The organism is Dietzia sp. 2505 (assembly GCF_040546785.1).
GTDB lineage: Bacteria > Actinomycetota > Actinomycetes > Mycobacteriales > Mycobacteriaceae > Dietzia.
In genome coordinates this window covers 195,539-218,808 of the sequence record NZ_JBEPON010000004.1, presented here as the reverse complement: position 1 = coordinate 218,808, position 23,270 = coordinate 195,539, and the positions used below count along the sequence as shown (strand labels likewise).

Here is a 23,270-nt window from a genome sequence, read left to right as displayed (position 1 = left end):
GGCCCCACCCGGGAACCCCGCCCGAAATGAGAGAAACCGCGGCAGGGGGACGCCGCGGTTTCTCGAAGTCCCGATTCGTGGGGGAACGAATCGAGCACCTGTAGGGGGATGCTCTCTCAAGCGTGATCAGTATCACTTATCCGCGCGGTGAGCACAAGAACCGTATCGTGGAGGCGTGTCCGCCCCACGCCGCCAGGGCCCTCGGTCATCGCACCGACCTCGCCGGGTCGCCGCGTTCTTCGACCTCGACAAGACGATCATCGCCACCTCGTCGGTCTTCGCGTTCAACAAATCGTTCCTCGACGAGGGGCTGTTGTCCCGCCGATCGGTGATCGACCTGGCCTACACGCAGCTCGCGTTCAGCCTCTCCGACGCCGACGACGACCAGATGCAGAAGGTGCGCCAGGCCATGGCCACGGCCACCAAGGGGTGGGAGCCCGAGAAGGTCGAACGCATCGTCACCGAGGCACTCACCGAGAAGGTCTCGCCGACCGTGTACTCCGAGGCGCAGGAGTTGCTCGCCGAGCACCGGGCGCTCGGGCACGACCTGGTGATCGTGTCCGCCTCCGGGGAGGAGCTGGTGGCGCCGATCGCCCGGATGCTCGGCGTGGACCACTACGCCGGCACCCGCATGAACCGCGACGCCGACGGGCGGTACGGCGGGTCCATCGAGTTCTACTGCCAGGGACCGGGAAAGGCCGAGGCGATCCGTGCGTTCGCCCGACGCTACGGCTACGACCTGGAGGCCTCGTACGCCTACTCCGACTCCTCCACCGACCTCCCGATGCTGGAGGAGGTCGGGCATCCGACGGTGATCAACCCGGACCGGGCCCTGCGCCGTGAGGCGCTGGAGCGCGGGTGGCCGATCCTCACCTTCTCCAGTCCCACCCCGTTGCTGCCGACGCTGGAACGCGCGACCGGGCCGATCATCGGCGTCGGGGCGATCGCGCTCGCAGTGGGGGCGGCGACGTTCTCCTTCGCGCGTTCCGCGCGGCGAGACCACTGAACCCGGTCCCACGTCACCTCCGCTGAGCCCGGTCACCCGACCCGCCCGCGCTCGGCCCCAACCCCCCATCGTGCGCCGCCGACGAGGCGGGACGCGATGGCGGGAACCACCCGCAAGTCCCCGGGTTCCTTGTGGGATCCCACCATCGCCGGGGCGCCTGTCCGCGCGGCATGCTCAGGGCACGGTGACGCAAGACGCCAGGGCGGTGACGGAAGAGAAGTCATGGTCCCCCGTCCGAGCCACCGTCATCGATACTCCGGAACCCACGCGACGGATAACGCCCGAGAGGCACACCAGCCGTGGGTCCGCGCCAGCCGTCACCGACGGTTGTCCCGGACCGGCCACACGGCGGACCACAGGACGCCTGGTACCCGGATCTCTCGATGGAACCGCAGTGAGTTGGCGGGTCGGCACGCGTGCCGACCCGCCATTCGCGTGCCGGGCGTGGGGCGCTCAGGTCCCGGCGGCGTCGGCGATCGAGGTGGCCTCGCGGGCACCGGCCTCGAGTGCTCTACAGCAGTGGAGAATCCATGAGCCGACCCCCTCCTCGTCGCCGGAGACGAAACCGTCCAGGGCCGATCGGTGCGCTGCGGGATCCCGGTAGAAGGTCACCTCCGGGACACCCAGACAGTGCGGGTCGAGGCCGGTGGACACGGTCACCAGCCGGAACGCCGCCCGGGCCACCACCCCGTCGGCGGACCCGAACGGCCGCATCCCGGACAGCTCGCCCAGGACCACCGCCGCCAGGACCGGGGCGGGCACCTTCGTCCCGCCCGTCACCAGCTCCGCCAGCCCCTGCAGCCGCTCGGCCACCCCCCGATCCGAGCGGGGCCGACCGAGGGAGGCCGCGTCCACCCCGGGGCCGGACGCGGCCAGCAGATGCAGGTGGGCGAGCTCCTGGAGCGGCGACCGGGTCCACACCGACACGGCCCTGTCGAGCGACTCGCCGGTCAGCTCACCGGCCACCCGCAGCGCACCGGAGAGCACCTCGTCGTGGTCGCCGTCGGCATCCAGACGCACCGACGCGCCCTCCACACCGGCCGAGGCCCGCGCCCCGCGCAGCACCGACTCCGCCGCGGTCGTGGGCCAGCCCCGACGGTTGGCGGGATGCCGGTGGACGGTGGCGAGCGCGCTCCTGGCGGCTTCCGAGGCCTCCGCGACGCCGGGCAGGGAGACCAGCGGGGCGAGGGGGTCCTGGGCGCGAGTGTTCACCCGGACGAGGTTACCGACCCGTGGGCGACCGCCGCCCCGCGCACCGCAATCCGCCGACACAGCCGGTCAAGACCCGGCTCAACCGCTGTCTAGCTGGTGTAATCAGCAGTACCCCAGGGGGCTCCCCGGCCCCGCCCCCACCTCGACCCCCGGAGTTCCCGTGACCCTCAAGGACCAACTCGACGCACTGCTGGACGCGACGGCATTCGATTCGACTGGGACCAAGATCGGCGCGGTCCGCCAGGTGTACGTGGACGACGCCAGCGGCAAGATCACGTTCGCGACCGTCTCGACCGGCATCTTCTCCTCGGACGCCATCGTCCCCCTCCATGGTGCGCGACTCCTCGACGACGAGCTGCACGTGGACCACACCCGAGCCGTCATCCGGGACTCCCCGCGCCCCGACCACACCGAGGACGCCCTGACGCCGGAACAGGAGGTCAAGCTTCTGGAGTACTACGGGCTCGAGGCCCCGGTCCGCGGTCGCGAGGCCACGCCGGCAGCGACGGGGGCCCCGGGGAAGAAGCCGGCCGCAGAGAAGCCGGCCGGGGAGAAACCGGCGGGAGAGAAGCCAGCCGCGGAGAAACCGGCGAAAGTAAAGCCGGCCGGCAAGACGGCGCCCGACGCCGCCGGGGCGTCGCCGGGCGGGGCGCCGGAGGACGGGGGGACGCGAGCGACGACGACGACGTCACCCGACACCTCGGTGGGCGATGGCCCCGAGAACGCGAAGACCGAGACCCCGAAGAGAGCCGGCGGCACCCCTGACGAGGGCGGGCAGACCGGCGAATCCGCAGGCCGCGGGCCGAGGTCCTGACCCCGCCTCCCCCCGCGTCCCCCTATCGGGTGTGTTGCGAAACACGGCAGTAGGTATGTGACTACGCTCACAGAAACCGGTCCGGTCGCTTCCGCCGTGTCGACTCCGGCCGCCGTGAACACATATCCCGAGAGAGAGCCGCTGATGACCGATCACGACCACACCCAGACCTACGCCCCCGACCCCGACTTCACCGCACAGGCCAACGCGCAGGCCGACCTCTACGACGTCGCAGCCTCCGACCGACTCGGGTTCTGGGACGAGCAGGCACGGCGCCTGGACTGGTCGACCGAGTGGTCCGAGGTCCTCGACTGGTCCGACGCCCCGGTCGCCAAGTGGTTCGTGGGCGGCACGCTCAACGTGGCCCACAACTGCGTGGACCGCCACGTCGAGGCCGGCAACGGCGACCGCGTGGCCATCCACTGGATCGGCGAGCCCGAGGACGACGCGCGGGACATCACCTACGCCGAACTCAAAGACGAGGTCAGCCGCGCCGCCAACTATCTTCATTCCCTCGGGCTGGTCGCCGGCGACCGGGTGGCCATCTACATGCCGCTGCTGCCCGAGGTCTACATCGCCATGCTGGCCTGCGCCCGCCTCGGCCTGACCCACTCCGTCGTGTTCGCCGGCTTCTCGCCCGCCGCCCTGCGCTCCCGTATCGACGACGCCGAGGCCAAGCTCGTGATCACCGCCGACGGACAGTTCCGTCGGGGCAAGCCGGCGCCGCTGAAGGCCGGTGTGGACGACGCGTTGGCCGGGAACCTCGAGGGCGTCGACGGGCACGCGAAGTCCGTGCAGAACGTCCTCGTCGTACGCCGCACCGGCCTGGACGTCGAGTGGACAGAGGGCCGGGACGTCTGGTGGGACGAGGTGATCCCGCAGCAGTCCGCCGAGCACACGCCGGAGGCCTTCGACTCCGAGCACCCGCTGTTCCTGCTCTACACCTCCGGCACCACGGGCAAGCCCAAGGGCATCGTCCACACCTCCGGCGGCTACCTCACCCAGGCGTCCTACACCCACCACAACGTGTTCGACCACAAGGCCGGCCAGGACGTCTACTGGTGCACCGCGGACGTCGGCTGGGTCACCGGCCACACGTACGGCGTGTACGCCCCGCTCTCGAACGGTGCCGAGTGCATCGTCTACGAGGGCACCCCCAACTCGCCGGACGAGCACCGCCACTTCCAGATCATCGAGAAGTACGGCGTCACCATCTACTACTCGGCGCCCACCCTCGTGCGGACCTTCATGAAGTGGGGCGCCGAGATCCCGGCCGCCCACGACCTGTCCTCGATCCGCCTGCTCGGCTCCGTCGGTGAGCCGATCAACCCGGAGGCGTGGCGCTGGTACCGCGACAACCTCGGCGGCGGCAAGGCCCCCATCGTGGACACGTGGTGGCAGACCGAGACCGGCGCGATCATGATCTCCCCGCTGCCGGGCGTGACAGAGACCAAGCCCGGTTCGGCCATGCGGCCGCTGCCCGGAATCGACGTGGCCATCGTCGACAGCGACGCCAAGGAGGTCGCCGCCGAGGAGCAGGGCTTCCTGGTACTCACCGAGCCGTGGCCGTCCATGCTCCGCGGCATCTGGGGCGACATGGAGCGCTACCGCGACACCTACTGGTCCCGGTTCGCCGAGGAGGGGTACTACTTCGCCGGTGACGGCGCCAAGTGGGACGCCGACGGCGCCCTGTGGGTGCTGGGCCGCGTCGACGACGTCATGAACATCTCCGGTCACCGCATCTCCACCTCGGAGGTCGAGTCCGCCCTCGTGGGTCACCGCGCGGTCGCCGAGGCGGCCGTGGTCGGCGCCAACGACGAGACCACCGGCCAGGCGATCGTCGCCTACGTGATCCTGCGCGGCAACGTCGACGCCGAGGAGGACCGGCAGAAACTCATCGACGAGCTGCGGGCCGAGGTGTCGCGGGAGATCTCCCCGATCGCCAAGCCGCGCGACATCACGATCGTGCCCGAGCTGCCCAAGACGCGGTCCGGGAAGATCATGCGGCGCCTGCTCAAGGACATGGCCGAGGGCCGCGACGGCGGGGACACCTCGACGCTGTCGGATCCGACCATCATGGAGCAGATCAGGGAGAAGGGCACGCGCGGCTGACCGGGTAGCGGGTGAAGCCAGCCACGTGTCGTGGCACGATGGACGGCGGTGCATCCGTCGCCTGACAATGGAGGAACAACCGTGAGCCACGCCCAGGGAACCCACTCGCCGACCGAGGCATCGATCCCCCTGCACGACGCGGATTCGATCGGTCGGGGCGACGCCAGCATCGGGACCCTGGTCAAGAACGCCACGACGCAGGTGTCCACGCTCGTCCGCGCAGAGATCGAGCTCGCGAAGACCGAGGTCACCGAGCAGGTCAAGAAGGCGGCCACCGGGTCGGGCTTCTTCGTCGCGGCGCTCGTGCTGCTCCTCATGTCCTTCTTCCCGTTCGTCTTCATGTGGGCGAAGCTCATCTCGCTGTGGTTCGGCACCCAGTCGTGGGACTGGATCGGGTTCCTCATCGTCTTCGTGGTGCTCGTGCTGCTGGCGGCGGTGTGCGGGCTACTGGGTTACCGCAAGATCAAGAAGATCCGTAAGCCCCAGCGCACCATCGACTCGGTGTCCGACCTCAAGCTCGCCATGCCCACGGGCGCCGAGCCGCGGCCCGGGACGGTCCGGGTCACCGAGACGCCCCAGCCCGCCACGCGCAGCTGAAGACGCCAGCACACCGGCCGCCCGACCCGTCGATCGTCAGGATCGACGGGTCGTGGCGGCATCGTGACGTCTCGGCCAACGGCATCCGTCTGCACGTCGCCGAAGCGCTCCCGCCCGACACCGTCCCCGGTGAGCTGCCACCGCTGGTGCTGATGATCCACGGCCTGGGCGGCATCTGGTGGACCATGCGGGCTCCCGTCGTCGCGCTGGCCCAGGCCGGTTTCCACGCCGTCGCGGTCGACCTGCGCGGCCACGGGGACTCCGACAAACCACCGCGCGGTTACGACGGGTGGACGCTGGCCGCCGACATCACGCACCTCATCCGCGCTCTCGGCCACTCCTCGGCGGTGATCGTGGGGCAGGGCGAGGGCGGATTCGTGGCCTGGACCGCCGCGTACCTTCGGCCGCGCGCCGTGCGGGGCCTCGTCGTCGTCGGGTCTCCCCACCCGCTGGCCACCCGCCACGCCGCACTCCGCGATCGCGACCAACGCCGCGCCCTGGTCCCCCGCCTCCTGGCGGACCAGGCGCCCCGACTCCCCGAACGCCGCCTCACCGCCGACGGCGCGGCGTCGGTGGAGGCGATGCTCAGAGCACGCTCCGGGCCGACGTGGCCGGACACCGACGACTTCCGGGAGACCGCCGCGCTGCTCAGGCGGGCCATGCTCATCCCCAAGGTCGCGCACCTGTCCCTGGAGTCCCGCCGCTGGATGGTCCGCAGTCAGCTCCGTCCGGACGGCCGCGATTTCCGGCGGACCGTTTCCGGCGTCCTCGACCAACCGGTGCTGGGGATCAGCGGCGCCGAGGACCGGTTCATCCGACCGTCGACGGTGAGCGCATCGGCGGCGTGGGCCAGGGATTTCCGCACCGAGCTGGTCCCGGACGCGGGGCACTACCCGGCCATGGAGCAGCCCGGCGCGACCTCCCGACTCATCGTGGACTTCGCGCGCCGGGTCAACGGGCTCTGACCGCCCGGCGCCTCCCGCCGGAGCCGGACCCACCCACGCGGGTCCTCGCCTCGCCCCGCCGCCTCCTCGGCTCGCGCGTCGCTCAGCGGGCCCCGACGCAGCTGCCGGTGGAGACGGGCTCCAGCGAGTCGACCGCCCGCTCGAGCTGCGGCAGCACCTGCTCGACGGTGAGCGCGTACCCCGTGTCGGCGGCGTCCATCGCGGCTCCGAACACCACGCCCACGACCTGCCCCTGCGGCGTGATCAGCGGTCCGCCGGAGTTGCCCTCGCGCACCGACCCGCGCAGGATGTACACCTCGCGCTCGACGGTGGCCTCGCGGTAGATGTCCGGCCCGCGGAGGGTCACCCGCTCCCGGATGCGGGCGGCGTCCGGCCGGTAGGGGCCGTTGCCGGGGTAGCCCACGACGATGGCGTCGTCACCGCTGCGGCCCCGGCGGTCGGCGAAGGGCAGGACCGGGGCCTGCAGTCCCGGCACGCGAAGGACGGCCACGTCGACGCCCGGGTCGTAGACCACCACGTCCGCGTCCAGTTCCTGGTCGCCGGCGACGACGCTCACCGAGCCCGTGCCGGCCACCACGTGCGCGTTGGTCATGACCAGGCCGGGGGCGGCGACGAACCCCGAGCCCTCGAGAGCGCGGCTGCACGACTCGGCGCGGCCCAGGATCTTGAGCACGGACGGCTGCACGGCCGCCACGACCTCGGACCCCGCCAGCACCGGGTCCGGCGGGGGCACCTCCTGCATGGGCGTGGTGCCGAACGGGCCGAGGATGTCCGGGAACCCGGTGGTGCCGAGGACCGAGGTGAACGCCGCGGGGATGCGCTGCATCTGCTCGGGCGCCACGTCGTCGATCTTGGCCAGTACCGACGACCCGCGCACCGCCTTGCCGAGCCCCGGGCCCTCCTGTGCGGCCACGGGGATGGCCACCAGCCACGCCACCAGCAGCATCGCGGCGGCCTGGAGGACGGCCCCGACGGTGCTGTCGAGGACCTTGGCCCCCGCCCCGGAGATGTAGCGCCTCGCGGCCCGGCCGATCGTCACGCCGGCGATCTGGCCGATGATCACCATCACCGCGATCACGGCCAGACCCGCCGCGAGCCGACCCACGGGCGAGTCGAGTTCCCTGACCAGGTGCGGCGCCACGAGCAGTCCCGAGGTGGCACCGATCGCCACGCCGAGCAGCGCGAAGCCCGACGCCGCCGCACCGTTGATCCACCCCGAGATCGCCGCCGCCGCGGCGAGCGCGTACAGCGCGAGGTCGAGCCACTGCGAGCCCGTCACCGGTAGCCCCTGCGGGGATCGTCCGCGGGCAGATCGAGCGGTTCCTCGGCCTGGTCGGGGGCGTGGCCGGACCGGACCCCGGGCACGCCGGCGACCGTCCTGTCGGCCAACGGGTCGGTGGACTCGCGCCGCGCCTCCTCCGCCGACAACCGGTGCTGCTCCCCGTTCGCCGAGGCCGCCAGGGTCTGCTCCAGGTCGCGCACGTCCTCGGTGTCCCACTCCAGGTCCCAGCCGGCGGAGTGGAACATGGCGGCCAGGATTCCGGCGGTGAAACCCCACACCACCAGGTCGTCGTGTTGGAACGCGGGACCGGTCCACCCGGTGGAGTGCCTCAGCAGGAAGCGGTTGGCGGGGTCGAGCAGCTCACCGACCGGCACCGTCATCACCCTCGCGGTCTCGGCGGGATCGACCGACGCGACCTCCATCGGCTCGCGCCAGTAGGCCAGGACGGGGGCGACGGAGTAGTTGGAAACCGGGATGTACAACTCGGGCAGCACCGCGAGCACGTCCACTCCGTGGCTCTCCAGCCCCGTCTCCTCCCACGCCTCGCGCAGCGCCGCCTCGACCGGTCCGCTGTCCGTGTCGTCGACCCCGCCCCCGGGGAACGAGATCTGTCCGGAGTGGCTGCGCAGGGTGGGGGCACGGTGGGTGAGCAGGACGCGGGCGTCCTCCGGGGGGTGTGGGCCGGGCGCATCCGCCGAGCCCGAGAACAGGACCAGCACCGCGGCGTCCCGGTGCGGGCGGCCGACCTCGTTGGGGCCGCGGTCCTCGGGCGGGCGCCGTCTGGGCAGCAGACCGTCGAAGGTGCCGTCGGTGCAGGCCGCCATGAGGGGGTCCATCCACCCGGGGTGCGGCACTCCGGTCACGTCTCCGGGTCGGGGTACGGAGCCGGGTCGGGGTACGGAGCCGGGGCGTGGTTCGGGGGTGTCACGCGCGGAACCGGTCATGCGGAGACCCCCAGGTGTTCGGAGACGGCGTCGAGCACGTCCTGCTCGGTGTCCATCGGTTGGATGAGCACGTGCGCCACCGTCCCGTCGGCCCGGACGAAGACGGTCAGCGGCAGGACGGGCGGCGCCCCCAGCAGGGTCGGCAGCTCCTCGTCCTGGTCGGAGACGGAGATGAGCTCCTCGACGCCCAGCGCGGCGAGGGTGTCGAACCCCTTGGTCTCCGACGGGTCGGTGTGGGACAGCACCACCCGCACCTTGTCGCCGAGGGTGGCCTGCGCGTCGCGGATGGCGGGCAGCTCCCTGCGGCACGGTTCGCACCAGTACGCCCACAGGTTGACCACCATCGGACGGTCCGCCTGGATCTTGCCGAGGGTGGTGGTGCTGCCGTCGTCCATGCAGCGCACCATGAATCCGGCGACGGGGCCGGCGGTCGTGGCCGCGGCGGCGCTGTCGCGACAGGCGGGCAGATCCGCCGTCGCACGGGTCTGGTCGTCCACGACCGTCTGTGGCTCGTCGAGCGGGGGTGCTCCGACGGGGGGCGCGGACGGGGCCGGGGCGGCGGATCCGGCCCCCTCGTCGCCGCCGAGGGTGGAGACCAGCGCGACGACGACGCCGACCAGCGCCACCAGGGCGACCAGCGACCATCTCAGTGAGGGGCTCACGCCTGGTCCCCCAACCCGACCAGTTCCAGCAGGTGGGCGCGCTCGGGTCCCGCCACGAGGCGGGCGGCGGCCACCGGATCGAGCGGGCCGGCCTCGCCCGCGGACGGGCAGTCGTCGGCCAGGACGCACGCCCCGCAGGCCGCGGTCCTCGCATGACACACCCGTCGACCGTGGAAGATGATCCGGTGACTGGCGTCGGTCCACTCCGCGCGCGGGAGCAGCCGCGCCACCTCCCGCTCGATGCGGACCGGGTCGGTGGCCTCGGTCCACTTCCAGCGCGCGACCAGGCGCATGAAGTGCGTGTCCACCGTCAACCCGGGCACGCCGAACGCGTTACCGAGCACCACGTTGGCCGTCTTCCGTCCGAACCCGGGGAGGGTGACCAGGTCCTCGAGCCGCCGCGGCACCTCGCCGTCGTACTTCTCCACCAGCGCCGCGCCCAGACCCTGGATGCTGCGTGCCTTGTTGCGGTAGAAACCGGTCGGACGGATCAACGCCTCCAGCTCCTCGCGGTCCGCGCCCGCGTAGTCCGCTGCCGTGCGGTACCGGGCGAACAGTGCGGGCGTGACCTCGTTGACCCGCTTGTCCGTGCACTGCGCGGACAGGATCGTCGCGACGCTCAGCTCCAGCGGGTCGCGGAAGTCCAACTCGCAGTAGACGTGCGGGAACGCGCTCTCGAGGGTGCGGAGCATGCGCCTGGCACGGCGGGTGCGCCCGAGGTCGGTTTCCACCCCCCTCGCGGCCACCCCTGGTCTGCGGCGCTTCGTGGAAGCTGGAGCGGGGTCGGGCATGAGACCACATTACGGCCCGGACCACCCTCGGGTGCGCCGGGCCGCGCGTGCGCGCCGACCTGCGGGGGTGTTTACTCGGGGTCATGCAGGGAATCCTCGTCGTCCTGGTCCCGGTCCTCCTCGCCGGCTTCGCCCTCCTGATGGATAAGTTCGAGGCCGCCATCCTGGCCGAGCCGGAGAAGATCGAGACCTGACCCACCCCGGTCGCCGCGCGTTGGTCACACCTGGGGCACCGGAACGGCTACAGTGGCTTTCGCCACACGCACGCCATGTCGCGGACCTCGCTCGTCCGCGCCCGAACGGGAGGGTCACAGACTGTGACGATAGATCGCCGCACGGACCAGTCTGCCGACGACGTACTCACCCGGGCCGGCATCTTCCAGGGTGTCGAGCCCGCGGCCGTCTCGGCGCTGCGTGCCGACCTGACCCGCGAGGAGTACTCGAAGGGTGACGTGATCATCCGCGAGGGCGAGCAGGGCGACAGCCTGTACATCGTCACCTCCGGCAAGGTGAAGCTCTCCCGCAAGGCCCCCGACGGCCGCGAGAACCTGCTGTCCATCCTCGGCCCGTCGGACATGTTCGGTGAGCTGTCGATCTTCGACCCGGGCCCGCGGACCTCGTCGGCGGTCTGCGTCACCGACGTCTCCGTGCAGGCCATGGACCGCTCCGCGCTCAAGCGGTGGATCTCCGAGCGTCCCGAGATCTCCGATCAGCTGCTCCGCGTGCTGGCCCGCCGCCTGCGCCGCACCAACAACAACCTGGCCGACCTCATCTTCACCGACGTCCCCGGTCGCGTGGCCAAGGCGCTGCTGCAGCTGGCCCAGCGCTTCGGCACCCAGGAGGGCGGCAACATCCGCGTGACGCACGACCTCACGCAGGAGGAGATCGCCCAGCTGGTCGGCGCGTCCCGCGAGACCGTCAACAAGGCCCTGGCCGAGTTCGCCCACCGCGGCTGGCTGCGGCTCGAGGGCAAGAGCGTCATCATCTCCGACACCGAGCGCCTGGCCCGCCGCGCCCGCTGAGCCTCGCCGGCCCCGCTGGCCTCATCGACAAGAGCGTTCCGCACACATCCCCCGAGGAAGGGGTGCGCGGAACGCTCTTCTCGTTGGGCGGGCCGGATTCGTTGGGCGGGCCGGAGCCGTCGGGCTAGCCGGATCGGTCGAGATGGCGCAGGGCCACGAGCGTCGACTGCTCGGCCACCTTGAGCAGGAACGGCGTGACATCCCGGTAGATGTGCTGGGTGATGGCCTCGGCGGACGCGTCGCGGCCCAGCTCCGCGCGGGCGGCGACGATCTGCTCGAGCCGGTCCCGTCGGTGGCGGGCGAGCACCTGGGCTGCGCGCGCGGTGTTGTCCACGTCCGGCCCGTGCCCGGGAACACCGACGACGACGCCGTCGGCGCGGGCGGCCAGCAGGTCGAGGCTCTCGAGGTAGTCGCCCAGATCGCCGTCGGTCGAGTCCAGGACCGTCGAATCGCGACCCAGGATCGTGTCGCCGAGCACTACGCAGTCCGCCGGCGCGGTGAACCCCGCACCCGCGGGCCGCACCTCGAGGCTGATCGAGTCCGCGGTGTGCCCGGGAGTGGCCAGCACGATGATGTCCAGCCCCGCGGCGTGGATCTCCTCGCCGTCGACCAGTGGCGCGGCGTCGCGGCAGTACCGCTCCCCGACCGCCCGGACCGGCGCGCCGGTCAGCGCGCGGAGGTGGTCGATCCCGTCGGTGTGGTCCCCGTGGCGATGGGTGACGACGACGAGCTCGATCTCCCCCACGATGGCGGCGATCCGCTCGGCGTGCGCGCGATCGTCCGGACCGGGATCCACCACCACGGCGGTGGGCGATCCCGGCGCCCGCAGCACGACCGTGTTGGTCCCCTCGAAGGTCATCTCCGAGGGGTTGTCGCAGAGGATCACCCCGGCCAGGTCGGTGACGGGGCGCAGCGTCTCGTACGCGGGGAACGTGATCGGGGCCAGACCGCCGGACGTCGCCATGATCCGTCCCTAGCCCTCGACCTCGACGATGAGCTCGACCTCGACGGGAGCGTCGAGCGGCAGCTCGGACACCCCGACGGCGGAGCGGGCGTGGACGCCGGCGTCGCCGAAGACCTCACCCAGCAGGTCCGAGGCGCCGTTGATCACCGCGGGCTGGGCGTTGAAGCCCGGCGCCGAGGCGACGAACCCGACGACCTTGACGATCCGCACCACGGAGTCGATGCCCACCAGGCCGTCGACGGCGGCGAGCGCGTTGAGGGCGCAGGTCCGGGCGAGACCGGCGGCCGCTTCCGGACTGACCGCGGCTCCGACCTTGCCTGTCGCGGCGAGGGCGCCGTCGACCATCGGAAGCTGACCGGAGGTGTAGACGTACGCCCCCGTCCGCACGGCGGGGACGTAGTTGGCCAACGGGGGGACCACGGTCGGCAGGTCGATCCCCAGCTGCTCCAGTTTGCGGGTCCAGTAGCCGCCGGCCTCGCCCTCCGACATCAGAGCCGGCGCTTGAGGTAGGCGACGTGCTGCTCGCCGGTGGGCCCGGGCAGCACGGACACGAGCTCCCAGCCGTCACTGCCCCACTGGTCGAGGATCTGCTTGGTGGCGTGGGTGAGCAGCGGGACGGTCGCGTACTCGAACCGGGCTGCGGAGGTGGATTCGCTCATGCCCCCACTCTAGGGAAGTCGAGAGCCGCCCGCGCGCTCTGGTGGAACCGCTTAGTGTGGAACGCATGCCGTCCACCGACAATTCAGGAACGCAGGCGACACGAACTCAGGGGACACAGTCGACGAGGGCGACCATCGCCGACCAGCTGTCCACCGGCTGGTCCGACCCCTCCGCCCGCGCAGACCTCCACTACGTCTCCGGGAAGGGGGGAACGGGCAAGACCACGGTCGCCACCTCGCTCGCGCTGGCACTGGCCTCCACCGGCAAGCGCGTGTTGCTGGTCGAGGTGGAGGAACGCCAGGGGATCTCCCGGATCTTCGACCGCGCCCCACTGCCGTACCGCGAGGAGCTCGTGGCCCGCGTGGACGGTGGCGGCAAGGTGTTCGCGCTGGCCATCGACATCGAGGCCGCGATGCTCGACTACCTCGACACCTTCTACCACCTCGGGGTAGTGGGCAAGGTGATGAAGTCGGTGGGCGCGATCGAGTTCGCGACCACCATCGCCCCCGGACTCAAGGACGTGCTCCTGACCGGCAAGATCTATGAGGTCGTCACGCGCCAGCACGCCAAGAAGGAGGTCGTGTACGACGCCGTGGTGGTGGACGCCCCGCCCACGGGCCGTATCGGCAAGTTCCTCGACGTGACCACCGCGATGGCCGACCTGGCCGCCGGCGGGCCCATCCGCCGCCAGGCCGATGCCGTCTCCGAGCTGGTCCACTCCCCGCAGACCGTCGTCCACCTGGTCACCCTGCTCGAATCGCTGCCGGTCCAGGAGACCATCGAGGCGATCGAGGAGCTGCGTTCCCACGACCTCCGGGTCGGCCAGGTGATCATCAACCGGGCCGAGACCAGGCACCTCGACGACGCCGCGCTCCAGCGGATCGCCGAGGAGGACATCGACGCCGAGGCGGTGCTGGCCGGACTCGAGGAGACCGGTGTGGAGCTCGACGACGAGGGCCTGCAGGGGCTCCTGGTGGAGGCCATCGAACACGCCCGCGTCGCACGCGGCCAGCTCAAGGCCGGCGAGACCCTGACCTCCTCCGGCTGCCCGACCCTCGTGCTGCCGGCCCTGCCCAACGGCGTCGAGGTCGCCGATCTCTACGACCTCGCCTCCGCCCTCGCCGATCAGGGAGTGCACTGACATGACACGTCGTCTCGACATCACCGGAATGCTCACCGACCCCGCGACACGTGTCGTGGTCTGCACGGGCGCCGGCGGCGTGGGCAAGACCACCACGGCCGCCGCGGTGGCCCTGCGCGCGGCCGAGCTCGGCCGCGACACCGTGGTCCTCACCATCGACCCGGCCCGGCGCCTCGCTCAGGCGTTGGGCATCGACAGCCTCTCCAACGAGCCGTCCCGGGTGGACCTGGGACCCGAGCACGCGGATTCGGACGGGTCGCTGCACGCGATGATGCTCGACATGCGTCGCACGTTCGACGAGCTGGTCACCGCCAACACCACGCCCGAGAAGGCGCAGTCCATCCTGGACAACCACTTCTACAAGACCATGGTCACCTCCTTCGCCGGCACGCAGGAGTACATGGCCATGGAGAAACTGGGCCAGTTGCTCGATGACTCGTCGTGGGACCTCGTCGTCGTCGACACCCCTCCCTCCCGCAACGCCCTCGACTTCCTCGACGCGCCGCGCCGACTGGGCGCGTTCATGGACAGCCGCCTCATGCGGGTGTTCGCGGCGCCCGGTCGCGGGGTCGGCCGATTGATGACCGGCGCCATGAGCACGGCGATGCGCGGGGTCTCGGCCGTCGTCGGCTCGTCCATGCTCAAGGACGCCTCCGAGATGGTGGTGGCGCTGGACTCCACGTTCGGCGGGTTCGCCACCCGGGCCTCGCGCACCCAGTCGATCCTGCGCCGCAAGGGCACCGAGTTCCTGGTGGTCTCGTCCGCGGAACGGCCCGCCCTGCGCGAGGCCGCGTTCTTCGCCGAACGACTCTCGGAGGAGGAGATGCCGCTCGCGGGGGTCGTGATCAACCGCACCCATCCTCGACTCACCGACCTCACGGCCGAGCAGGCGTGTGCTGCCGCCGACCGGCTGGCGGGGAACCCGGAGGCCGAGGCGGTGCTGCGGATCCACGCCGACCGGGCCGGCACGGCCAAGCAGGAGGTCCGCCTGCTGGAGTCGTTCACCGACACCCATCCGGACGTGCGGATCGTGGGTGTGCCCTCGTTGCCGTTCGAGATCTCCAACCTGGAGGCACTGCGCTCGGTCGGCGACCAGCTCTGCGGGTGACCAGGCCGGCAGGCGAGCAGACCGGTCCGACATATGACTCGACCCGCGGCTAATGCCGCGGGTCGCGTCGGTGGCGGGGTACGGGGCCGATCAGGAGACGTCAGTAGATAACGGTGTGCCGCTCGATCTGCTGGGCGAAGAAATCGGCCCAGGACCGTACCTCGGGATGCTGCTTGAGAAGGGCTCGGCGCTGACGCTCGGTCATCCCGCCCCAGACCCCGAACTCGACGCGGTTGTCCAACGCGTCGGCGCGGCACTGCAGGAGAACCGGGCAGTGGCGACAGATGGAGGCAGCCTTGCGCTGCGCGGCGCCGCGGACGAAGAGCTCGTCCGGGTCGATGTCCTTACACCGGGCCTGGGCGACCCATTCCTGGCGCCCCTCCCCGATGATCGTCTCCTCGGAACCGAGGGGATTGCTTGAACCGGGGCGGACCCCGGCGTCGTCGGTGCGGGAGGTCCCGGGAAGGGTGGCCGTCATCGATGTACCCCTGTCTGTGTGGAGTCGCGGACGGGTCTGCCGCACACGCCTCCGGCCTTCTGGGCCCACCCGGCGCGGCGGGCCCACGGTGTCCACGGGAGCCTCTCGGCCGTGAGTGCCGTCGGACCACGACCTCATCCGGGTTCGAAACGTCCCGCGTTCACTCATATTGTTACCGTAGTCACACAACAGAAGTAAAGAGTCGTGTGCTGCGGAGGCCTCACGGGGTGGCGGGACAGGGGTGTTCACGTACTCTGGCCCCGTGTCGGCTATGAGTTCGCTGGGAAAGCTGGTCGCGACCTGTGTCGCGGCCGGGGTGGTGGCGGCCGGGTCGTTGTTCCCGATCGCCGGGGCGGCGGGGCTGGCCTCCAACAAGATGGCGGACTCGCTGTCCGGGACCTCGGCGGACCTGATCAAAGGTGATCTCCCGTCCATCTCCACGGTCACCGACTCCGAGGGGACGCCCATCGCCTGGTTGTTCGACCAGCAGCGGGTGGTGGTCCCGAGCGAGGAGATCTCGCAGAACATGAAGCTGGCGATCATCGCGATCGAGGACCGCCGGTTCGCCGACCACAACGGCGTGGACTGGCGGGGCACGATCCGCGCGGCGCTCACCAACGCCACGTCCGGGGACGTGCAGCAGGGCGCCTCGACGATCGATCAGCAGCTGGTCAAGAACTACCAGTTCCTCGTCTCCGCGGAGAACGACGCGGAACGTCGCGCGGCCGTGGAGACCACCCCGGCGCGCAAGATCAAAGAGATCCGGATGGCGCTCACTCTGGACAGCGAGATGAGCAAGGACGACATCCTCAGCAAGTACCTCAACCTGATCTCGTTCGGCAACGGGTCCTTCGGGGTCCAGACCGCCGCCCAGACCTACTTCGGCGTCGACGCCGCGGACCTCTCCGTGCCGCAGTCCGCCATGCTCGCGGGGATGATCCAGTCCACCAGCATGTTCAACCCGTACGCCCACCCCGAGGACACCAAGAACCGCCGCGACACCGTCATCGACACCATGGTCCAGACCGGCGCGATCACGCCGGCCGAGGGCGCGGCCTACGTGGCCGAGCCACTGGGTGTACTGGAGCGCCCCAACTCGCTTCCCCGTGGCTGCATCACCGCCGGTGACCGGGGGTTCTTCTGCGACTACGTGCTGGACTACCTGGACCAGAACGGACTTACCCGGGAGATGGTCCAGCAGGGCGGGTACACCATCCGCACCACCCTCGACCCGACCGTCCACGACTCGGTGCAGCGGTCGCTCAACACCTACGGCAACCCGACGGGCCAGGGCGTGGCCGAGGTCATGAGCGTCGTGCGCCCCGGCCGGGAGTCCCACAAGGTCGTGGCGATAGCCTCGAGCCGCCAGTACGGCCTCGAACTGGGCGACAGCCAGACCGTCCAGCCGCAGCCGTTCTCGCTGGTCGGCGACGGCGGGGGGTCGGTGTTCAAGGTCTTCACGGTGGCCGCGGCCATGGAGAAGGGCATGGGCACCAACACCAGCCTGTCCGTCCCGCGCCGCGTCCAGGTCTCCGGCCTGGGCGCCGGCGGCGCGCGCGGATGTCCACCCGCCGAGTACTGCGTGGAGAACGCCGGGTCGTACCCGAGTTCGCTGTCCGTCGCGGACGCCCTCGCGCAGTCCCCCAACACGACCTTCGTGAACCTCATCAAGGACGTCGGGGTCGCCCCCACCGTGGACATGGCGGTGCGGCTCGGTATGCGGTCGTACGACCGCAAGGGGACTGCGGCGGACGGCGACTCGATCGCCGGGTTCATCAAGAAGAACAACCTGGGTTCGTTCACCCTCGGACCCACGGCCGTCAACGCGCTGGAGTTGTCCAACGTCGGCGCCACCCTCGCCTCCGGCGGGATGTGGTGCCCGCCGAGCCCCATCGAGTCGATAACCGACCGCACCGGCAAGCCGGTCGAACTGAGCGAGCCGGGGTGCGAGCAGGTGGTCGAGCCGGGGCTGGCGGACACCCTCTCGGTGGCATTGTCCAAGGACCACGTGGGGGCCGGCACCGCCGCGGGTGCCGCGGGTGCCGCGGGGTGGAACCTGCCCATGTCGGGCAAGACGGGGACCACCGAGGCCAACCGCTCCTCCGCGTTCCTCGGCTTCACCAACCACTACTCCGCCGCCGTCTACGCCTTCAACGACGGCACCACCACCAGCGAGCTGTGCACAAGCCCGCTGCGGCAGTGCTCCTACGGCAACCTCTTCGGCGGTCTCGAGCCGGCCAACACCTGGTTCTCCGCGTTCGCCCCGATCGCCCAGATCTACGGCCCTGTCCAGCTGCCCGCGCCGGATCCCGCGTTCCAGGCGGGCACCAGCGGGGCCGGGACACCCGATGTCGAGGGGATGAGCCAGTCGGCCGCCACCTCCCTGCTCACCGGTGCCGGATTCGTCGTCAACACCCAGTTCGTGTCCGGCACGGGACGCCCCTACGGGACGGTCGTGGGACTCGACGGCGGGACCGGGATCCCCGGATCCCAGGTCACCCTCCGCGTCTCCGACGGTTCGGGCGGCGGTGGCGGTGCCGCGGCGCGGGGCACCGACGGCCAGGGCGCGTCCGGACCGGGGGCCGCGATCGGCGACGAGCCCGTCGTCCTCAACGTCCCCGGGCTCGCGCCGATCACCATCTCGCCCCCCAGGTAGTCGCCGCGGCCGGGGAGGGTTCCCGCCGCCGCCGGTAGGGTGGAAAGATGCAGCGCCCCTCACGTCGGCCCCAGAGCACCCCGTCGAGTCCCTCCGCCCGGGCCGCGGCCGTCCTCGCGGGGGCGGTCGTGGCCGGAACCGTCTACGCATCTGGGTGGGAACGCAACGCGTTCACCGTCCGTCGGCACTCGCTCCCGCTGCTCGCACCAGGGTCGGAGCCCCTCAAGATCCTGCACATCTCGGATCTGCACATGATGCCCGGTCAGAAGCGCAAGCAGGACTTTCTCGCGGCCCTGGCGCGGCTGGAGCCGGACCTGGTGCTCAACACCGGCGACAACCTCTCGGACGTGCGCGCGGTGCCGTCGGTCGTGCAGGCCCTCGGCCCGCTGCTCGGCCGGCCCGGGGCGTTCGTCTTCGGCTCCAACGACTACTACGCCCCGGTGCCCAAGAACCCCCTGTCCTACCTCGGGATCGGCCGGAAGAAGCACTCGTCGGTCCCGTTGCCGTGGCGCGACCTCAAGGCGGCGTTCTCCGAGCGCGGCTGGGTGGACGCCACGCACCGGCGCGCGGAGATCGTCGTGGACGGCCGTCGCGTCCTGGTGGCGGGCGTCGACGACCCGCACATCGGTCGCGACCGCTACAGCGAGATCGAGGGACCCGCCGGTCCGGCGTTCGACCTGCGTATCGGGTTGGTCCACTCCCCGGAACCCCGGGTTCTGGACCGCTTCGACGCCGACGGGTACGACCTCGCGGTGGCGGGCCACACCCACGGCGGGCAGCTCTGTCTGCCCACGGGGGCGATCGTCACCAACTGCGGCATCGACCGCTCGCGTGCGCAGGGCCTGTCCGCGTGGGGCCGGAACCTGGTCCTGCACGTGTCCGCAGGGCTCGGGACGTCGCCGTACGTGCCGGTCCGGACGTTCTGCAGGCCCGAGGCCACACTTCTCGAACTGGTCGCCGGACCCGGCGGTGGCGGGGACGACGCGACGGTACCGGAGACGCCGTTGCGCGAACGGGTGCCGCTGCCGGCCTGACCGGGTTTCGCGAATCACCCCGGTTTCGCTAATCAGTCAGCGGGGCGCTAGAGTATCCCTCGTTGTCACCGGGGTGTGGCGCAGCTTGGTAGCGCGCTTCGTTCGGGACGAAGAGGTCGTGGGTTCGAATCCCGCCACCCCGACAATGCGAGGTCCCGGGCCGTTCACGGTTCGGGACCTCGGTCATTTGCGGCCCCCGACGGTCCGATTGCGGCCGCGCTACCGGTGCACTTCGGCGTGGACGATCCGTAGAGTCGTGTCATGACCTCCCAGACCGACGTCCAGAACGCCGCGGCCCCGGGGGCGGCAGCCCCCCAGACGACCCACACGGGCCATCCCCACTACGGCCGCATCACCACCACCGGCCAGGGGGACCCGGCCCTCGCCGCCGGACTCCAGAAGGTCCTCGACGGACGCTGGGCGGACGCGCGCCAGATGACGCGCGAGGCCATGACCCCGGACATGCTCAACCCGATCGGGGCCACCATGGAGGAGCACCGCGCCCACGTGCTCCACCAGATGAGGCGCCTGGCGGACTCGGGCATGCCCGGGCTGGGGTTCCGCACCGAGGACGGCGGCACCGGGGACACCGGTGGCGCGTTGACCTCCTTCGAGATGCTCGGTCACCTCGACCTGTCCCTCATGGTCAAGGCCGGCGTGCAGTGGGGCCTGTTCGGTGGGGCGATCGCCAATCTCGGCAACGCCGAGACGCGCGGGAAGTACCTGCCGGGCGTGATGTCCCTGGACCTGATGGGCTGCTTCGCCATGACCGAGCTGGGCGGCGGGTCGGATGTGCAGAACCTCGAGACCACCGCCACCTTCGACACGGAGACCGGCGAGTTCGTCGTCCACTCCCCCACTCCGAGTTCCGAGAAGTGGTACATCGGCAACGCGGCTCGCGACGGTTCCATGGCCGCGGTGTTCGCGCAGCTCATCACCCACGCCGAGGACGGCGAGGAGCTCCGCCACGGGGTCCACTGCCTGGTGGTGCCGATCCGCGACGAGGCCGGGAACGACCTGCCGGGGGTCACCACGACCGACCACGGGCACAAGGGCGGACTGCTCGGCGTGGACAACGGCAAGATCATGTTCGACCACGTCCGTGTCCCCCGTGAGGCGCTCCTCGACCGCTTCGGTGCGGTCGACGCCGACGGACAGTACTCGTCGCCCATCGACTCCGTCGGTGCCCGCTTCTTCACCATGCTCGGCACGCTGATCCGCGGCCGGGTCTCGGTGGGTGCGGCCGCCGGTGCCGCGGCCCGGACCTCACTGGCGTTGGCGGTGCGGTACTCGCTGATCCGACGCCAGTTCGACCACCCCGCGACGGGCAAGGGCATCCCGCTGCTGGAGTACCGCGAGCACCAGCGTCGACTGATGCCGCGGGTGGCCCGCGCGTACGCCTACGCGTGCGCCCAGAACGCGATCGTCGCCGAGCTCCACGACTTCGAGAAGAACCCGGAGGCGTTCGACGCCGAGCGGCGGCGCGAGATGGAGTCCCACGCCGCGGGCATCAAGGCCACCGTGACGGGGTTCGCCAACGACACCATCATCGAGGCCCGCCTGGCCTGCGGTGGTGCCGGGTACATGGCCGAGAACCTGCTCACCGAGATGCGCAGGGACTGCGACGTCTTCTCGACGTTCGAGGGCGACAACGTGGTGCTGACGCAGTTGGTGGCCAAGGAGCTCCTCGGCGCCTACGCCGCGGAGTTCGGTGACATGGACCAGCGGGAGACCGTGGCCTTCGCCCTCACCACCGCGGTCGACGTGGTGCAGGAGAAGGCCCGTGCGTCGACGTTGTGGCAGAAGCTCATCGACACGGTGACGGACAGGGAGAACACCGACCTGCTCGACCGGGCCAACCAGCTGGAACTGCTGGTGGACCGTGAGGAGCACCTGTTGGAGACGGTCGCGCGGCGCCTGCGCAAGGCCCAGGGCGAGGACGGCTCGGCGGCGTTCAAGGTGTTCAACTCGGCGCAGGACCACATGCTCCAGGCCGGGCGAGCGCACATGGACAGCTGGGTGTTCGCCCGCTTCGCCGAGGCCGTGGACGCCTGCGAGGACCCGGCGGCCAAGGAGGTCCTGGGAACGCTGTGCGACCTCTACGTCCTGGACATCGTGGACCGCGACAAGGGGTGGTTCCTCGAGCACAACCGCCTGACGACCGAGCGCACCAAGGCCGCGACCGCCGCCCGCAACCGCCTGTGCACCAAACTCGCGGGCAAGGCGCGGACCCTGGTGGACGCCTTCGCGATCCCCGAGTTCGTCTTCGACGTCCCGATGCTCACCGACGGCGGAGTGGACGCCCCTCTCGAGACCGACTCCCTCGAGACCACGTCGGGAGCCGGCGAGCGCGGCTGACGGGCCGCTGCCCACAGATCCCGGCCGCCACCGCGGCGCACAGGGCCACCGCGACCAGCACCGCGGCGGCCGTCCACGCCACGGTGGGGGGACCACCCAGCAGGACCGCGTCGAGGGCTGCGGTGGCCTGGCCTGTCGGGGTACCCGACACCGCCGTCAGCGCGGCGGTCGGGGCGCCTCCGGACACCCACACCCACCAGGCGACCCCGATCGAGGCGGCCGCCACGAGCAGTCCGGCGGCGCGGCCGGGCCAGGTGCCGAGCACGACGGTCAGCGCGTGCCACAGGGCCGATGAGGCGACGACGACGAGGAGGATCAGTCCCACCACGGCCGCCGCGGTCGCGGCGGTCGGCGCGTCCGCCGTGGCGAGGGCCCACGCGGACAGACCCGCGGAGAGCACCGCCAGAGCGAGCACCGGTTCGCTGACGCCGGAGCCGGGCCGGCGGACCAGGTTGACGAGCAGGGCGCCGAGCACCGCCGCCGCGGCCAGGGCGAGGATCCCGGCCGAGGTGCGGCGCTGGGTGTCGTCGGCGGCCTCGGCGGCCGCGGCCCCGGCGTCCCCGCGCTCCGCCGCCAGGGCCCGCCCGGCCCGGCCGATCGCGTCATCGGTCCGTTCTGCGGACCCGGCGACGCTGGCGGCACCATCGCGCAGTTCCCCGGTCCCGGCGGCGAGTTCGGCGGCCCCGTCCCGCAGTTCATGGGAGCCGCGGGTCACCTGGAAGACGCCGTCCCGCAGGGGCGCGCCCGGGGCGGAGAGCTGACGGGCGAGCTCGTCGGCCCCACCCTCCAGGGCGTCGAGTCCGTCGAGGGTGCCCTGTCCCATCCCCTGGGTCGCGAGCTGTTGCTGCAGCCCGGTCAGCGCCTCCCGGGCCCGGATCACCTCGGGGGCGTCGCCCTGCAGTCGGCCCAGCGCGTCGTCGATCGCCGTCGAGACCTGGCCCTGGATCACCGCCACCCCGCGGACCGCGCCGACGACCTCACGCACTCCCCCGGCGACCTCGGTCGCGCCGGAACCCGCCTGACCGATCGCGGACTGGAGCTGGTCCATCCCGTCCGCGAGCTCGGCGCCGCCTGCACGCATCTGCTCGGCGCCGTCCGCCAGCTCGGCCGACCCGTCACGGAGTTGTTCCGCCCCGGCTCTGGTGAAGGTGGACTGGGCGGAGGCGTCGGCGAGCGCGGACTGGAGCGGACCCCCCGCGCCGGCGCGGTCGGCGTCCCCGGCCGGGGTGGGACCGACGGCCGCCCACAGCGCCGCCAGGACCAGCGGCAGGATCAGCACGACCAGCGCGAGGGCCCGCCTGCCGGGCCCCGGGCCGTTCGGCGTCCCGGCGACCGGGTCGTCGACCGGGTCCACCGCCGGGTCGGCCGGCTCGTCGGCAGGGTCCACCGCCGGGTCGGCCGGCGGTTCTTCCAGCGGTTCGTCCGCGCGGTCGGCTGCACTGGGGGTGGGGGGCATGCCGTGGA

Annotated in this window: 21 protein-coding genes and 1 tRNA gene; 12 read left to right on the top strand and 10 right to left on the bottom strand. The window is 71.4% G+C overall.

Going from position 1 to position 23,270, the window contains the following annotated elements; translation table 11 throughout:
* Positions 1-175: 175 nt before the first annotated feature.
* Positions 176-1,006: an HAD family hydrolase gene (locus ABIE38_RS10055; RefSeq protein WP_354055869.1), complete on the top strand. Its 831-nt coding sequence runs from the start codon at positions 176-178 to the stop codon at positions 1,004-1,006.
* Positions 1,007-1,459: 453 nt separating this feature from the next.
* On the opposite strand, the gene ABIE38_RS10050 is transcribed toward ABIE38_RS10055, so the two are convergent.
* Positions 1,460-2,218, bottom strand: a complete 759-nt coding sequence (locus tag ABIE38_RS10050) for a Fic family protein (protein ID WP_354055867.1) — start codon at positions 2,216-2,218, stop codon at positions 1,460-1,462.
* 160 nt (positions 2,219-2,378) lie between these two features.
* On the opposite strand from ABIE38_RS10050, the gene ABIE38_RS10045 reads away from it, so the two are divergent.
* The 4 genes from ABIE38_RS10045 to ABIE38_RS10030 all read left to right on the top strand — a co-directional run bounded on the left by ABIE38_RS10045 (position 2,379) and on the right by ABIE38_RS10030 (position 6,706).
* Positions 2,379-3,032 (top strand): PRC-barrel domain-containing protein, encoded by a 654-nt coding sequence (locus ABIE38_RS10045; protein ID WP_354055865.1) that lies wholly within the window; start codon positions 2,379-2,381, stop codon positions 3,030-3,032.
* Between the two features lie 144 nt (positions 3,033-3,176).
* Positions 3,177-5,144 carry an acetate--CoA ligase gene (gene acs, locus ABIE38_RS10040; protein WP_354055863.1) on the top strand — a complete coding sequence of 656 codons (1,968 nt, stop codon included), beginning with the start codon at positions 3,177-3,179 and terminating at the stop codon, positions 5,142-5,144.
* A gap of 81 nt (positions 5,145-5,225) precedes the next feature.
* Positions 5,226-5,741, top strand: coding sequence for a phage holin family protein (locus ABIE38_RS10035; RefSeq protein ID WP_354055862.1), 516 nt, complete (start codon positions 5,226-5,228; stop codon positions 5,739-5,741).
* A 146-nt stretch (positions 5,742-5,887) separates the two neighbouring features.
* Positions 5,888-6,706 carry an alpha/beta fold hydrolase gene (locus ABIE38_RS10030; protein WP_502914758.1) on the top strand — a complete coding sequence of 273 codons (819 nt, stop codon included), beginning with the start codon at positions 5,888-5,890 and terminating at the stop codon, positions 6,704-6,706.
* An 82-nt stretch (positions 6,707-6,788) separates the two neighbouring features.
* Here ABIE38_RS10030 and ABIE38_RS10025 read toward each other — a convergent pair whose 3' ends face one another.
* From ABIE38_RS10025 to nth, 4 genes are all read right to left on the bottom strand, one after another.
* A complete protein-coding gene (locus ABIE38_RS10025; protein ID WP_304812227.1) occupies positions 6,789-7,985 on the bottom strand; it encodes a MarP family serine protease in 1,197 nt (398 codons plus the stop codon).
* Positions 7,982-8,851, bottom strand: coding sequence for an NUDIX hydrolase (locus tag ABIE38_RS10020; RefSeq protein WP_354055858.1), 870 nt, complete (start codon positions 8,849-8,851; stop codon positions 7,982-7,984). The genes ABIE38_RS10025 and ABIE38_RS10020 overlap by 4 nt, the downstream gene beginning before the upstream one ends.
* Before the next feature lie 77 nt (positions 8,852-8,928).
* Positions 8,929-9,594, bottom strand: a complete 666-nt coding sequence (locus ABIE38_RS10015) for a TlpA family protein disulfide reductase (RefSeq protein WP_354055856.1) — start codon at positions 9,592-9,594, stop codon at positions 8,929-8,931.
* Positions 9,591-10,385 carry an endonuclease III gene (gene nth, locus ABIE38_RS10010; protein WP_502914757.1) on the bottom strand — a complete coding sequence of 265 codons (795 nt, stop codon included), beginning with the start codon at positions 10,383-10,385 and terminating at the stop codon, positions 9,591-9,593. Before nth ends, ABIE38_RS10015 begins: the two co-directional genes overlap by 4 nt.
* A gap of 317 nt (positions 10,386-10,702) precedes the next feature.
* Here nth and ABIE38_RS10005 point away from each other — a divergent pair, with 317 nt between their 5' ends.
* Positions 10,703-11,407 (top strand): cyclic nucleotide-binding domain-containing protein, encoded by a 705-nt coding sequence (locus ABIE38_RS10005; protein ID WP_182610554.1) that lies wholly within the window; start codon positions 10,703-10,705, stop codon positions 11,405-11,407.
* A 124-nt stretch (positions 11,408-11,531) separates the two neighbouring features.
* Here ABIE38_RS10005 and ABIE38_RS10000 read toward each other — a convergent pair whose 3' ends face one another.
* The 3 genes from ABIE38_RS10000 to ABIE38_RS09990 are packed head-to-tail and all read right to left on the bottom strand — an operon-like array spanning position 11,532 to position 13,030.
* Positions 11,532-12,371: an MBL fold metallo-hydrolase gene (locus tag ABIE38_RS10000; protein ID WP_354055854.1), complete on the bottom strand. Its 840-nt coding sequence runs from the start codon at positions 12,369-12,371 to the stop codon at positions 11,532-11,534.
* A gap of 9 nt (positions 12,372-12,380) precedes the next feature.
* On the bottom strand, positions 12,381-12,860 hold the full coding sequence (locus tag ABIE38_RS09995; protein ID WP_354055852.1) for a RidA family protein: 480 nt from the start codon (positions 12,858-12,860) through the stop codon (positions 12,381-12,383).
* Entirely contained in the window at positions 12,860-13,030 is a 171-nt protein-coding gene (locus ABIE38_RS09990) for a DUF4177 domain-containing protein (protein WP_179524409.1), read from the bottom strand. The genes ABIE38_RS09995 and ABIE38_RS09990 overlap by 1 nt, the downstream gene beginning before the upstream one ends.
* 65 nt (positions 13,031-13,095) lie before the next feature.
* Between ABIE38_RS09990 and bagA the strand changes: the two genes are divergently transcribed.
* Both bagA and bagB read left to right on the top strand, forming a co-directional pair.
* The gene (gene bagA, locus ABIE38_RS09985; protein ID WP_354055850.1) at positions 13,096-14,172 is read left to right on the top strand and encodes an ATPase BagA; all 1,077 of its coding nucleotides are present in this window, start codon (positions 13,096-13,098) and stop codon (positions 14,170-14,172) included.
* 1 nt (position 14,173) lies between these two features.
* On the top strand, positions 14,174-15,280 hold the full coding sequence (gene bagB, locus ABIE38_RS09980) for an ArsA family ATPase (RefSeq protein WP_354055848.1): 1,107 nt from the start codon (positions 14,174-14,176) through the stop codon (positions 15,278-15,280).
* Positions 15,281-15,380: 100 nt separating this feature from the next.
* Here the strand turns inward: bagB and ABIE38_RS09975 are convergent, their stop codons facing one another.
* Positions 15,381-15,758 (bottom strand): WhiB family transcriptional regulator, encoded by a 378-nt coding sequence (locus ABIE38_RS09975; RefSeq protein ID WP_170114850.1) that lies wholly within the window; start codon positions 15,756-15,758, stop codon positions 15,381-15,383.
* Positions 15,759-16,029: 271 nt separating this feature from the next.
* Between ABIE38_RS09975 and ABIE38_RS09970 the strand changes: the two genes are divergently transcribed.
* The 4 genes from ABIE38_RS09970 (at position 16,030) to ABIE38_RS09955 (ending at position 21,806) form a co-directional block, all read left to right on the top strand.
* The gene (locus tag ABIE38_RS09970) at positions 16,030-18,414 is read left to right on the top strand and encodes a transglycosylase domain-containing protein (protein ID WP_354056092.1); all 2,385 of its coding nucleotides are present in this window, start codon (positions 16,030-16,032) and stop codon (positions 18,412-18,414) included.
* Positions 18,415-18,461: 47 nt separating this feature from the next.
* The gene (locus ABIE38_RS09965; protein WP_182609467.1) at positions 18,462-19,448 is read left to right on the top strand and encodes a metallophosphoesterase; all 987 of its coding nucleotides are present in this window, start codon (positions 18,462-18,464) and stop codon (positions 19,446-19,448) included.
* Positions 19,449-19,517: 69 nt separating this feature from the next.
* Positions 19,518-19,591: transfer RNA gene (locus ABIE38_RS09960), tRNA-Pro, on the top strand.
* 118 nt (positions 19,592-19,709) lie between these two features.
* Entirely contained in the window at positions 19,710-21,806 is a 2,097-nt protein-coding gene (locus tag ABIE38_RS09955; RefSeq protein WP_354055846.1) for an acyl-CoA dehydrogenase family protein, read from the top strand.
* Here ABIE38_RS09955 and ABIE38_RS09950 read toward each other — a convergent pair.
* Positions 21,730-23,262 carry a hypothetical protein gene (locus ABIE38_RS09950; protein WP_354055844.1) on the bottom strand — a complete coding sequence of 511 codons (1,533 nt, stop codon included), beginning with the start codon at positions 23,260-23,262 and terminating at the stop codon, positions 21,730-21,732. The two genes, ABIE38_RS09955 and ABIE38_RS09950, sit on opposite strands and share 77 nt — an antisense overlap.
* Positions 23,263-23,270 lie beyond the last annotated feature (8 nt).

Excerpts from the sequence above, each read along its gene's own strand:
- acs (WP_354055863.1), top strand. The coding sequence starts at position 3,177 with ATGACCGATCACGACCACACCCAGACCTACGCCCCCGACCCCGACTTC.
- nth (WP_502914757.1), bottom strand. The coding sequence starts at position 10,385 with ATGCCCGACCCCGCTCCAGCTTCCACGAAGCGCCGCAGACCAGGGGTG.
- ABIE38_RS10000 (WP_354055854.1), bottom strand. The coding sequence starts at position 12,371 with ATGGCGACGTCCGGCGGTCTGGCCCCGATCACGTTCCCCGCGTACGAG.
- ABIE38_RS09995 (WP_354055852.1), bottom strand. The coding sequence starts at position 12,860 with ATGTCGGAGGGCGAGGCCGGCGGCTACTGGACCCGCAAACTGGAGCAG.
- ABIE38_RS09990 (WP_179524409.1), bottom strand. The coding sequence starts at position 13,030 with ATGAGCGAATCCACCTCCGCAGCCCGGTTCGAGTACGCGACCGTCCCG.
- bagA (WP_354055850.1), top strand. The coding sequence starts at position 13,096 with ATGCCGTCCACCGACAATTCAGGAACGCAGGCGACACGAACTCAGGGG.
- bagB (WP_354055848.1), top strand. The coding sequence starts at position 14,174 with ATGACACGTCGTCTCGACATCACCGGAATGCTCACCGACCCCGCGACA.
- ABIE38_RS09975 (WP_170114850.1), bottom strand. The coding sequence starts at position 15,758 with ATGACGGCCACCCTTCCCGGGACCTCCCGCACCGACGACGCCGGGGTC.
- ABIE38_RS09970 (WP_354056092.1), top strand. The coding sequence starts at position 16,030 with ATGAGTTCGCTGGGAAAGCTGGTCGCGACCTGTGTCGCGGCCGGGGTG.
- ABIE38_RS09965 (WP_182609467.1), top strand. The coding sequence starts at position 18,462 with ATGCAGCGCCCCTCACGTCGGCCCCAGAGCACCCCGTCGAGTCCCTCC.
- ABIE38_RS09955 (WP_354055846.1), top strand. The coding sequence starts at position 19,710 with ATGACCTCCCAGACCGACGTCCAGAACGCCGCGGCCCCGGGGGCGGCA.
- ABIE38_RS09950 (WP_354055844.1), bottom strand. The coding sequence starts at position 23,262 with ATGCCCCCCACCCCCAGTGCAGCCGACCGCGCGGACGAACCGCTGGAA.